The following is an 11,776-nucleotide window of genomic DNA, read 5'->3' as shown; positions in this document are numbered from 1 at the left end:
CGAACTTCTTGCCGTTGACCTTGATGGTCTGGGACTTCTTCACGGTGATGTTGCACCGCCCGTCGTAGCAGGGCCCCCGGGCCCCCCCCCGGGGGGCGGGGGGGCGGGCCACCGCGCGACCCATGGCCGCGCAACCAATGACCGTACGGCCAACGATCGTATGAGCAACGACCGTACGACCAGCAGTCGTGTGCCCAGTGGTCATGTGTCGCCCCAGTGGCCGGGGCCGGGGCGCGGTGGGTACGGCCGGGGCGCTGGGGGGACGGGTGCCGCAGGCTCGGGTGCCGGTGGTGCTGGCTCGGGCGGTCCGGGTGGGGGCGGGGCGATCGTGGCGAGTCCGCACGACGTCGACGGATTCGGCATTGCAGGTATGCGCGAACGTGCCCGGAGCGTGGGCGGTTCGGTGTCGGCCGGCTGGCGCGCGGATGGCCCGGGCTTCGTCGTGCGGGCGGTCCTGCCGCTGGGCACTGCCCCGCGCGGCGGCCCCGGGGCGCCGCCGACGTACGAAGGCGCCGCCGGGCCACCGGCAGCAGGACAGCCGCCGGCCGGGTCGGAAGGGGATGCGGCAACTGATGTGGGTGAGGGGGTGCCGACCGCGGGCCGGCTGGCCGCCGCGGGGAAGTCGGCGACCGGAGGGTGGTCGGCGGCGCGGTGCGGAGCGAGGAACCGGGCGAACGGCGAGACGAGGAGCAGACCGGTGGACGAGAACGAGATAGCCGAAGCGGTCGACGCAGCGGGGACGACCGAGGGGCGTCCCGGCGCCGCGGGGACGGACGCGCCCGGGACACGGGACGGACGAGAGGGGGACGCGTGATGAGTGCGCCGCAGCCCATCAGGGTGCTGCTCGCCGATGACCAGACGCTGGTGCGGGCCGCGTTCGCGATGCTGGTCGAGTCGGCTCGCGACATGGAGGTGGTCGGCCAGGCGGGGAACGGCAGGGAGGCCGTCGAACTGGCCCGTACGGGCGGCGCCGATCTGGTGGTGATGGACATCCGCATGCCGGAGCTGGACGGCATCGAGGCGACCCGGCGCATCGCGGCCGACGCGGACCTGGCCGGCGTGAAGGTGCTGGTGCTCACCACGTACGACACCGATGAGTACATCGTGGACGCGCTGCGCGCCGGGGCCTCCGGGTTCCTGGTGAAGGACACCAAACCGGCTGAGCTGCTGGAGGCGATCCGTACGGTGGCGGCGGGCGACGCCCTGTTGTCGCCGGGGCCCACGGCCCGGCTCATTGCCCGGGTCCTCCGCCTCCCTGCGACCCCTTCACCGGCCGCGCCGCCCGAGGCCCTGACCGCGCTCTCCGACCGCGAGTGCCAGGTCCTGACCCTGGTGGGCCGGGGCCTGAACAATGCGGAGATCGCCGAGGCGCTGGGCCTGAGCCCGTTCACCGCCAAGACGCACGTCAGCCGCATCATGGGCAAGCTGATGGCCCGCGACCGGGCACAGCTCGTGATCTTGGCGTACGAGTCGGGCCTGGTGACGCCGACCAGGACGGGGGCCGCGACGGGTTAGCGCGGAGAGCCCGGCGAACCGGGCCGGCACGGGGCGTTGCGTGGAACGGTCGGCAGGGGCCGGGGTAGATGGGCCATGGACTGGCGGGGTCGTACGGAGGTGGCGAGGCAGGGGGTGGAGGGGCATCGGTTAACGTTGCGGCATGCCCACGCGTGCCCGTGACCGCCTGTTGGAGACCGCCGAGGAACTGTTCTATGCGGAGGGCATCCAGGCGGTCGGCGTGGAGCGGTTGCTGACGGCCTCCGGGGTGGGGCGGGCCTCCTTCTACCGGCACTTCGTCGGCAAGGACGCACTGGTCGCAGCCGTGTTGGTGCGCCGCGGCGAGCACTGGACGGCATGGCTGAAGGGCGCTGTGGCCGCGCACGGGGGCGGACCGCTCGCCGTGTTCGACGCGCTGGCGGACCGGGCGCAGGACCAGGGGTTCCACGGCTGTGCGTTCATCAACGCGATGGCCGAGACGGCCGATCCGACCAGCGAGGTGTACCGGTTGGCAGAGGCCCACAAGCGCCGGCTCATCGGCTACGTCGGGCAGTTGATCGAGGAAGCCGGGTACGAGCGCCACGAGGTGCTGGCGGAACAGTTCGTCCTGCTGATGGACGGGGCGACGGTCACCACGATGTACGAACGCACCCCGGCAGCGGCCCTCCGGGCCCGCGAGATCGCCCGACGACTGCTGGAGTGAACGCGCGCGGGGCCGGCCGCCGACCGGCTTCCCCGCCTGACAGCCACCTTGTCGGCCCACCACCTTGCCGGGCACCAACCCGGCCACCCCGCCGGCCCACCTCCCGGCCGGCCCGGTGCCGCGCCGGGCCACCCTGCCAGCGCGGCGTGGCACCTCATCGGCAGGGCGACCGGCCAGTGGCGTGACGGAGCAGGAACGGGCCGCCGTAGGGATCAGCCGCCGGTCGCCACCAGCGTGCGGAGGCGATGGACCTCCTCCTCCAGTGCCGTGTTGGCCCGTTCCAGGTCGGCGGTGTGCTGGGTGAGCACGGCCAGCCGCTGTTCCTGGGTGGTGTTGCGGTCGGCCAGTTCGGCCCGGGACGAGCGCAGTTGCGCGTTCTCCGACTCCACCTCGGCGATGTGGGCGCGTACCGCGGGTAGGGCGGCGGACAGTTCGTACTGGGTGAAACGCGGGGTGATGTGCTGGGGGCAGTTCCAGTTGAACCCTTCGATCCGGATCGTCACCAGTCGTTCCACCCGACCGTCGGTCCGTATCCGGTCGAGCCGTTCGGCCAACTCCGGGTGGTCGCCCAGCGACTTGATCTCGGCCCGCCCGAAGAACTTGAGCCTGGCCTGTCGCGCGTAGTCCATCAGGAACAGGGCGACGCGCCCGTCGGCCCGCACGTTGCCGGTGGAGATGTACTGCCGGTTGCCCCGTACGTCGGCGTACCCGAGGGTCCATTCGTCCAAGACGTGCAGGAAGCCGGGCGGGCCGCCGCGGTACTGCACGTAGGGCCAGCCCGTCTCGCTGACCGAGCCCAGGTAGAAGCCGTCCCGTGAGGCGATGAAGGCCGCTTCGCGGGTTCCGATGGGCTCCGGCGCATCGCCGTGCGCCAGGGCGCGGGCCCCGCTGGCGGCGCTTCCCTCCTCCCGCTGCATGCGCAGAACGCTGTCGGTGTAGGCCAGATGCGCGTAGCGGCTCATCGTGAAGTCCCCTCGTTCAGGGCGCGGATGGGCACCCGTTGAGCACCTGCGACCTTCAGATGGTACCAATCGGTTCCGTCTTGAGGGTGAGTGTGATCGACCGATGGGTCCGATGGAGTGGGAGGTGCAGGTGGGAGCCGTGGGGGAGGGGCTAGCGGGGTGTGGGCTGGCGGGGGCGGCAGGTCAGTGTCGGGGGCGTGGTGAGATCTGGACCACGTCGGGGCCGAAGTGTGTGGTGCCGGTGATGGTGGTGAAGTCGGTGAGCGCCAGGCGTTGCAGGTGGGGCAGCGCGGACAGGGGGGTGAGGTCGACCGATGCGCCGCTGGTGAACGAGGTCAGTGAGATGGTGCGGGCTCCAGGGAAGAGTCGTGCGACCTGAGTCAGGTCGCAGTTCCGGGAAGTGGTCGTCAGCCTTGCCGAAGTGATGCCCGGCAGCGGCGGAACCTCGGCCAGCGGTGTGCCGGCGGTGAGGTTGAGATCCCAGACGCACAGGGTCGTCAGCCTCGGGAGGCCCCGGACCTCGACGAACTCCTCCACGAAGGGCTCGCTCGGCAGCGCCAGTGTGGTCAACTTGCGCCAGCGCGCCAGCCCGTTGAGATCCGCACTCTCGAAGAAGATCGAGTCCAGCCACAGACCTGCGAGCCCATTGCAGGCGGGAAGCTCGCTGATCCCCCGGTCGGGCAACTCGGTGGCCAGTTCGAGGTGGTGCAGGGTGGGCAGGTGCTCCAGGGCTCCCACGTCGAGTTTGCCATCGAGATTATCCAGGACGAGGTGGCTGATCTCGGTGTGCTGGAGCCCGTCCAGGCTGCGTAGTCTCATGCAGCTGATCAGCGTCAGAGACTTTAGTGCGGGGAACGCGGTGACCCACCTCAGGTCGGTGATGGCATCGTTGGCGATCAAGGAAATTTCGCGCAGGGCGGGCGCCTGGGGAAGACGCGCCAACTGGGCGCCGGTCAGGTCGCCTAGGTAGGAGATGCCGTTCACGTCCAAACTTCTGATGGCCGCTAGTTGCCGTGCGTCGACGAGAGTGACGTACGCCGGACCGGGGACCGACGCCAGCACTTCTGTCACGTACTGTTCGGCGTCGAACCTCTCCCAGTTGTTGGCGAGTGCCTCGTGGACCGCTTCGCTCTGTGGGCCTGCGAACGCCGCCAGATAGGCCAACCCTGCATCTCCGGCGACCATTTGTGCCGTATGAACGGTCGCCACCCTCTCGTCTTCCTTCAGTTCTGACGGGCGGGGCAACAGGTCGAGGGCGACCAGGCCCACCTGGGACAGTGCTACGGCCTCGGCTACGGAACGCGGCGGTATCAGCGCGGCTGCACCGGCCTCGATCTCGGAGCGGATCGTGGCGTCCAGCTCCGTCGCGTGCTGGAGGCAGGCGAGGGCGAGCAGCCGTAACCGGGTGCGGTGCTGCTGTTGCCGGTCGGCGCGTTCGATGATGCCGCGCAGCAGCGTGGCGCGTTCGTCGGGGCGCGCGTGGGCGACCGCCATGCGCACCACGTCCTCCCACTGTTCGTCATGGGCGTTCTTGACGATCAACGGCAGGTGGTAGCCCTCGACGGCCGCCTTCGCGCCCAGAAAGTCCTGGAACGTGCGGTGTACGAAGTCGATCGTGTCCGTCGTCGGGGCGCGCAGCAGCCCGGTCCGCCCGACCAGATGGTCGAGGACCGCCGCCGCGTCGCCCTGCTCCGCCACCGGCGCCATGCTGCTGAGCGCGTCGTCGATCAGCCAGGTGGCCGTCGTCGCGACCAGTTCGGTCTGGCCGTTGAGCGTCAGCCAGTAGGCGAGTTTCTGGAGGAGTTGAATGCTCTCCTTCTCGCTGAGCGCGATCCCTTCCGGCCGGTGCACCTCGCGTTCCTGGTCGCGCCGGTACAGCAGCATGGAGAGCGCGGCCTCGTAGATCTCCACCCGGTCGTGCGGGAGCTGGCCCCCGCGGTCCCGGTGCAGGGCGCACACCAGCGCGCACAGCAGGGGGGTGGTGGTGAGCAGCGCGAGGTCCCGCTTGGCCCGGACCTTCTCGCGTAGTTCCCGTTCCAGTACGTCGAGCCGGGCGCGCGCCTCGGTGCTCGGCGCCCCCTCGCGCGCCGCCGTGTGCCAGCGGGAGATGAAGACGCTCACATCGGCGCCGGTCATCGGACGGACCGCCAGTTCGCTGAACGACACCTCCTGGAGCCAGCGTTCGGGGACCGCGGTCGGCCGTGTGGTGGCCACCACACGCGCCGTTCCGTACGCCGCCGTCAACTCCCGTAACCAGTCGCCGGCCCGGTCGCGGAACGCCCGCGGCACCTCGTCCAAGCCGTCCACCAGGACCAGTCCGCGACCGGACGACAGGACGCGATCGGCCCAGCCGTCCGGCTGGGCCTCGGCCAGCGGGCAGCCGACGGCGGCCAGGAAGTCTGCCGGGCGGGGCAGTTCGCCGCGTCGCGAGATCGTCCGCATGGGCAGGACGAAGGCGACCGTCCCGCGCAGCTCCCGCAGCGGTTCGGGCAGGTCACCGCTGGCGCTGGCGCAGGCGAGCCACTGCACCAGGGTGGTCTTGCCGCTCCCGGCGAGCCCGCGGACCAGTACGCGCCACCGGCCGGCGAGCGCCACCTCGGCCCGCTCCGTACGCTGCTGCCCGCTGCCCAAACCGTCGCCGACGCGTACGGCGCGGCGATCGGCCAACTCCAGGCTGAGATAGGCGGCGTCCAGCGGCCACCACACCTGGGCGTCGCCGCGCAGGTCGAGTCCGACGACGGTGAGGTGGCCATGGCGTTCGCGCAGGTAGCTGCGGTAGCGGGACTCGAAGGTGAGGTCGGCGGAGCCGGCTGCGGGCTCAGGCTCAGGGGGGCGGAGTTCCGTGTTCCGTACGCTGCCGGTGGCAAGGAGGCGTGGAGGGGCGTGCGGGACCGTGTCGGGGCGCCGTAGGCACGCCGAGCGCAGGGCGAGCAGTGTGTCCGCCGCCAGCCCCAGCGCACCCGCCAGCGCCACCAGCGTCTCCGCGCTGGGCAGGGAACGGCCGCTGAACGCCTGGCTGACCGTGGTACGGCCGAGCCCGGAGCGCGTCGTCACCGAGGCCATGGTCATCCGACGCCGCAGGCGCGCCGTGCGCAGGGTGTCGACCAGCCGCTCCAGCGGTTCGGCCTCGGCGCCGGGCGTCATCTCCCGCGCGGGTTCCGCCCCCGTGGCGTCGGCCGCCTCGTCGTTCGTGGTCATCGCCGTCCCGTACCCCCGCCCCGTCGTATGCGTCGTCGCGTTCCGCGTGCTCGTCGCATTCATCGCATTCATCGCGTTCGACGTCGTTCAGTTCCGTCCGCCCGAACGCCGCCGAACGGCCGGCCGCCCACCGTGGACACCGCCCGACCAACCGGGCACGGCGCTCCTTCGCGGGCACCGGACCATCGTCGACCGAAAGGGTGTTGACCGTGACGGGAAGCACGAAACTGACCCTGCTCGCCGTCGGGTTCGTGGCAGCGGCGCTGCTGTCGTTGCTGGTGGCGGCCGTCGCAGGGGTCCTGGCGTCCGTGGACGGCGCGACACTGCCCGCCGCGACGGCCCGCGCGGGGGCCGCCTTCGGCGCGACGCTCGGCCTGTTGACCGCCGTACTGGCGCTGCTGGGCGGTGCGTACGGCGACTGATCAACTAGTACGGCGATGGCAACCGGTGACTGGTGACAGGCAACCGGTGACCGGTGACCGGCGATGGTGACGGCCGCGTAGTTGTATGGCCGCGCGGGCCGCGCGAACTGGGCTGGTATTGCCCGCCGACCCGCCGACCCGCCGACCCGCCGACCCGCCGACCCGCCGACCCGCCGACCCGCCGACCCGGCCAATCCCGCCGGTACTCGCTGACCCCACTGACCCCACCGACCGCACCAGGCCATGGGCCCGGCCCCGCGTCAGGCGGTGGGCGCAGTTGCCGGAGGCACGGGAGGCACGGGAGGCGCGGGAGGTACCGGAGGCGCGGGAGGTACCGGAGGAGTCGCCGCGATCGGGTGAGGCGAGGTGAACAGCGCTGCCAGACCCGTGCCGGCCGGCTGCTGTTCCCGCTGGTTCACCCGGCCCTGCCAGAGCAGCACGCGATGCCGCCGCTCCCAGCGGGCCGCGGGCTCGCCCCGGAGCAGCGGGTCCAGCGCGAGGAGGAGGGCGAGGGTCGTGACTCGTGGTTCCACGCAGGCCAGCGCCGTCCCGAGGATGAGCCAGAACGCGAGCATCGTCGCGTAGAAGCGGCGCATCCCCGTCCAGGCCGCGGCGCGTGCGGTCAGCGCGTGGGCAGGGTCCGCGAGCGGTGCCGCCTGCCGGAACGCGGCCACGTCCGACAACCTCCCGGTACGCATCCGACGGCTCACCGCCCCCACCACGACCACGCCCATCAGCAACCACACGGCGATCCCGTCCGGCAGCCCGAGCGAGCCCGTGACGAGGTAGCCGAGTACCCCGGAGAGCGCCGCGGCCGTCGCGATCACCGCCGCGTACGCCCACTGCTTGTGCACGAACCTGACCATGGCTGGTTCTCTAGCATGCTCAAGTGACCGTTATGTGCCGTCACATGAACTGCCACCATCCCGCATTTGCCCATGTCTGCCCTCGTACGGCCGAGTCTCCGCACGCCTTGCGCGGCCCGCTGCTCGCCTCGCTCTGGCACCTTCCGCAACAAAGGTCCGTCGGTGCGCTCCGGCAATGGGTACCGTGCCGTTGGAGGTGGCCACCGAGGTGACCTGGGAGAATGGGGCGGGACCCTGCGTGGGTCGACGGCTCGGAGAGCGGGCCGGCGGGTGGGCGTACCGCTCGCCACGGCGGGCGTCAGGGGCGGGCGCCGCGGGCTGGACGCCCACCGCCGTCAGCCATCGGTGGGCCCTTGGCCCCGCGACCGGTTGCCCGTTCGGTGCGGACCGACCCCATTCGGTCCTGGCCGGTCGTGACCAGTGTCGCCCGGTGCTGGCCGGGCCTGACCACTACGGGCCGCTATGGACCGATGCTGATCAGCGCAGGCCCAGGCAGGCCCGTACGTGCCCGTGCAGGCCAGTGCAGACGCGCGCAGGCCAGCGCAACCGTGCACAGCCGTATACAACCGCGCACAACCTGGTGTGGAGTTCCCGCCCCCGACCCCAGGCATCCCGCGGCCCGTCCACGCCATCGCACGCCAACCGTAAGGAACGTGAATGTCGCGCAGCAGGATGAGTCGGCCATACGCCGCGCCGTATGCGGCGAAGCCGGTGGAAAACGGTCAGATCTCGGCAGGGGGCCGCTCATGACGGAGATCGTGACGTACGACGACATCAAGGCCGCCGCCGAGCGGATTGCCGATCACATCCGGCCAGTTGCCCTCGCACGGGCCGGTGCCGAGTTGTGGTTCGCCCTCGAACACCTCCAGCACACCGGGAGTTTCAAGGCGCGGGGCGCGGCCAACTTCGTTGCGACGCACGTCGCGGCCGGCACGATGCCCGAGGCCGGCATCGTCATCGCCTCCGGCGGTAACGCGGGCCTCGCCAACGCCTGGGCCGCGGTCCGACACGGCGTGCCCGTCACCGTCTTCACCCCGACCACATCGCCCGCCGTCAAGGTGGCGCGCATCCGGGCGCTGGGCGCGCGGACGCGGCAGGTGGGCACGGAGTACGACGACGCGCTGGCCGCATCGCGCGAGCACGCCGCCAGCACGGGGGCGCTGCTGTCCCACGCCTACGACCACCCCCTGGTGGCCGCCGGCGCCGGCACCCTCTTGGAAGAGATCCGCCGCGCCGGGCCGGACCTGGACACCGTGATCGTCGCCTGCGGTGGCGGTGGGCTGTTCGCCGGTGTGGCCGCCGCCGCCCACGTGCACGGCGTGCGGGTCGTCGCCGTCGAGCCGGCCGGCTGCCCGACGCTGCACGCCGCGCTCGCGGCCGGTCGCCCCGTCGAGGTCGGCGTGGAGTCGATCGCCGCCGACGCGCTCGGTGCCCGTTTCGTCACCCCCGCGGCCCTGCACTGGGCCCGCCAGGGCGACGTGCGGCCGGTCCTGGTGCCGGACGCCGCGATCACCGTCGCCCGCCGGACGCTGTGGGAGGAGCACCGCATCGTCGTGGAGAACGCCGCAGCCGCCGCCTACGCCGCCCTGCACAGTGGTGCCTACCAGCCGGCGCCGGGCGAGAAGGTGTGCGTGGTGCTGTGCGGGGCCAACACCGACCCGAGCGACCTGGTGGCCGGCCCGTAACCGGCTGCCCCGTGGCCCCGCCCCGGTGCACCCCGGCCGGCCCGGCTCCGGCCCGTACCCCTCGCGACCTGGGGCATCGGGGCCGGCGCTGGGCCGCCTGCACGGGGTGGGGCGCGGGGCGCGTACCCCGGATCGGCGGGCCTCACACGTACGGGACAATGGACACATGAGTCTGTTCCGCGACGACGGCATCGTGCTGCGCACCCAGAAGCTGGGAGAGGCGGACCGGATCATCACCCTGCTGACCCGGGGCCACGGTCGGGTGCGGGCCGGGGCCCGCGGGGTGCGGCGGACGAAGTCGAAGTTCGGCGCCAGGCTGGAGCCGTTCTCCCACGTCGACGTGCAGTTCTTCGCCCGCGGCAGCGAGCTGATCGGCCGCGGCCTGCCGCTGTGCACGCAGAGCGAGACCATCGCCCCGTACGGCAGCGGCATCGTCACCGACTACGCGCGGTACACCGCCGGCACCGCGATGCTGGAGACCGCCGAGCGGTTCACCGACCACGAGGGCGAGCCCGCCGTACAGCAGTACCTGCTGCTCGTCGGCGGCCTGCGCACGCTCGCCGCCGGCGAACACGAACCGCACCTGGTGCTCGACGCCTTCCTGCTGCGCTCGCTCGCCGTCAACGGCTACGCACCCAGCTTCGAGAACTGCGCCAAGTGCGGCATGCCCGGCCCGAACCGATTCTTTTCGGTCGGCGCCGGCGGCGTGGTCTGTGCGGACTGCCGAGTGCCCGGCAGCGTCGTACCCTCACCGGAGTCGCTGACGCTCCTCGGAGCGCTGCTGACCGGCGACTGGGCCACCGCCGACGCCTGCGAGGCACGCCACGTACGCGAGGGCAGCGGCCTGGTCGCCGCGTATCTGCACTGGCATCTGGAGCGGGGGCTGCGCTCGCTGCGGTACGTGGAGAAGTGAGCCCCCGGACACGGGGCCCCACCAGGGGCGTCGCGTCCGGCGGGGCGCGGCGCACGGCGCGGCGCCCAGGTGGCCGAAAATTTCAGCGGCATACGTCAGCGACATACATGACCGAAGACACTGCCGAAAGCTGCCGAAAAACGGTCGGCCGCACCCGGCAGCGGCCGAACACGGCGTCCAGCACAGGCGCCGCAGAGTGAGAACGACGGTGCAACGGCGCCGTCCAGAGCGAGATGGGGAAGACGTGGCAGGCATGGCACGACGCGGATTCATGGGTCGGGCGCGGCGCGAGTACCGGACTCCGGACCCGCACCCGTCCGGTGCGCAGCCGCCGAAGATCCCCGGCGAGTTGGTCCCCAAGCACGTCGCCATCGTCATGGACGGTAACGGCCGCTGGGCCAAGGACCGCGGACTGCCGCGCACCGAGGGGCACAAGGTCGGCGAGGGCGTGGTCCTCGACGTGCTCAAGGGATGCCTGGAGATGGGCGTCAAGAACCTCTCCCTGTACGCCTTCTCCACCGAGAACTGGAAGCGCTCGCCCGACGAGGTGCGGTTCCTGATGAACTTCAACCGTGAGGTCATCCGGCGCCGCCGCGACGAGATGGACGAGCTGGGCATCCGCATCCGTTGGGCCGGACGCATGCCCAAGCTGTGGAAGTCGGTGGCCAAGGAGCTCCAGGTCGCGCAGGAGCAGACCAAGGACAACGACGCCATGACCATGTACTTCTGCCTGAACTACGGGGGCCGGGCGGAGATCGCCGACGCCGCCGCAGCGCTGGCAGCCGACGTGGCCGCGGGCCGGCTCGACCCGTCGAAGGTGAACGAGAAGACGCTCGCGAAGTACCTCTACTACCCGGACATGCCGGACGTCGACCTGTTCGTACGGCCGTCGGGCGAGCAGCGCACCTCCAACTACCTCATCTGGCAGAGCGCGTACGCGGAAATGGTCTTCCAGGACGTTCTGTGGCCCGACTTCGACCGGCGCGACCTGTGGCGCGCCTGCCTGGAGTTCGCCCAGCGCGACCGACGCTTCGGCGGCGCACTGCCGAACATGCCGGCCAAGGACGCGCCCGCGGCCCCGCCCGCCGCGCAGTCCTCAGCCACGGGCGAACCGAGCGCCTGACACCCGGCCGGCCGGATGGGGCCCCGGCCTCGTCCAGGGCCTCGCCTGTGGCCCCCGGCCTCATAAGCCGCTCCCGCCCAGCCCTCGTCGCGTACGGAACGTCGACAGGTAGGGGGCGCCGGACACCGCCGCGTGCGGTTCGTCGTCGCGTACGGATCACCGACGACAGGTACGAGACATCGGGACGCCGACGGGTGCGGCACGCTGACACGTACGGGGGCGTCGGCGCGTACGAGAGAGCGCCATGTGCGGGGACGTCGGGTCCTACGAGACGCCGTCGCGCGCGAAACCCCGGTACGTACGAAACGCGGGGGGGGGGGGGGGGGGGGCCCGGGCCGCCGCCGGCCCCCCCGCCCGCCGGCGGGGGGGGGGGGGCGGGCGCGCGGCCGCCGGCCGCGGCGCCCGCCGCC

9 protein-coding genes are annotated in these 11,776 nt (G+C 71.9%); 6 read left to right on the top strand and 3 right to left on the bottom strand.

What is annotated here, in order from left to right; translation table 11 throughout:
• Nucleotides 1–813 precede the first annotated feature (813 nt).
• Entirely contained in the window at nt 814–1,515 is a 702-nt protein-coding gene (locus tag AAHZ94_RS17710; protein WP_349993897.1) for a response regulator transcription factor, read from the top strand.
• A 142-nt stretch (nt 1,516–1,657) separates the two neighbouring features.
• The gene (locus tag AAHZ94_RS17705) at nt 1,658–2,197 is read left to right on the top strand and encodes a TetR/AcrR family transcriptional regulator (protein ID WP_349993895.1); all 540 of its coding nucleotides are present in this window, start codon (nt 1,658–1,660) and stop codon (nt 2,195–2,197) included.
• Between the two features lie 212 nt (nt 2,198–2,409).
• On the opposite strand, the gene AAHZ94_RS17700 is transcribed toward AAHZ94_RS17705, so the two are convergent.
• Together AAHZ94_RS17700 and AAHZ94_RS17695 are read right to left on the bottom strand one after the other, a co-directional pair.
• A complete protein-coding gene (locus AAHZ94_RS17700; RefSeq protein WP_349993894.1) occupies nt 2,410–3,159 on the bottom strand; it encodes a pyridoxamine 5'-phosphate oxidase family protein in 750 nt (249 codons plus the stop codon).
• A 183-nt stretch (nt 3,160–3,342) separates the two neighbouring features.
• Nucleotides 3,343–6,357: an NACHT domain-containing protein gene (locus AAHZ94_RS17695; RefSeq protein WP_349993893.1), complete on the bottom strand. Its 3,015-nt coding sequence runs from the start codon at nt 6,355–6,357 to the stop codon at nt 3,343–3,345.
• A gap of 209 nt (nt 6,358–6,566) precedes the next feature.
• Between AAHZ94_RS17695 and AAHZ94_RS17690 the strand changes: the two genes are divergently transcribed.
• Nucleotides 6,567–6,779 carry a hypothetical protein gene (locus tag AAHZ94_RS17690; protein ID WP_349993892.1) on the top strand — a complete coding sequence of 71 codons (213 nt, stop codon included), beginning with the start codon at nt 6,567–6,569 and terminating at the stop codon, nt 6,777–6,779.
• 260 nt (nt 6,780–7,039) lie between these two features.
• Here AAHZ94_RS17690 and AAHZ94_RS17685 read toward each other — a convergent pair whose 3' ends face one another.
• Nucleotides 7,040–7,645, bottom strand: coding sequence for a hypothetical protein (locus AAHZ94_RS17685; protein WP_349993891.1), 606 nt, complete (start codon nt 7,643–7,645; stop codon nt 7,040–7,042).
• A 746-nt stretch (nt 7,646–8,391) separates the two neighbouring features.
• Here AAHZ94_RS17685 and AAHZ94_RS17680 point away from each other — a divergent pair.
• The 3 genes from AAHZ94_RS17680 (at nt 8,392) to AAHZ94_RS17670 (ending at nt 11,366) form a co-directional block, all read left to right on the top strand.
• Complete coding sequence (locus AAHZ94_RS17680; protein ID WP_349993889.1) at nt 8,392–9,330, top strand: threonine/serine dehydratase; 939 nt, start codon at nt 8,392–8,394, stop codon at nt 9,328–9,330.
• A 166-nt stretch (nt 9,331–9,496) separates the two neighbouring features.
• Nucleotides 9,497–10,243 carry a DNA repair protein RecO gene (gene recO, locus AAHZ94_RS17675; RefSeq protein ID WP_349993888.1) on the top strand — a complete coding sequence of 249 codons (747 nt, stop codon included), beginning with the start codon at nt 9,497–9,499 and terminating at the stop codon, nt 10,241–10,243.
• Nucleotides 10,244–10,496: 253 nt separating this feature from the next.
• Entirely contained in the window at nt 10,497–11,366 is an 870-nt protein-coding gene (locus AAHZ94_RS17670) for an isoprenyl transferase (protein WP_349993886.1), read from the top strand.
• Nucleotides 11,367–11,776 lie beyond the last annotated feature (410 nt).

The organism is Streptomyces sp. HSW2009 (assembly GCF_040240285.1).
In the GTDB taxonomy this organism is placed as follows: Bacteria; Actinomycetota; Actinomycetes; order Streptomycetales; family Streptomycetaceae; genus Streptomyces.
The sequence above is the reverse complement of the archived record's forward strand: the minus strand, read 5'-3'. Positions and strand labels throughout refer to the sequence as shown.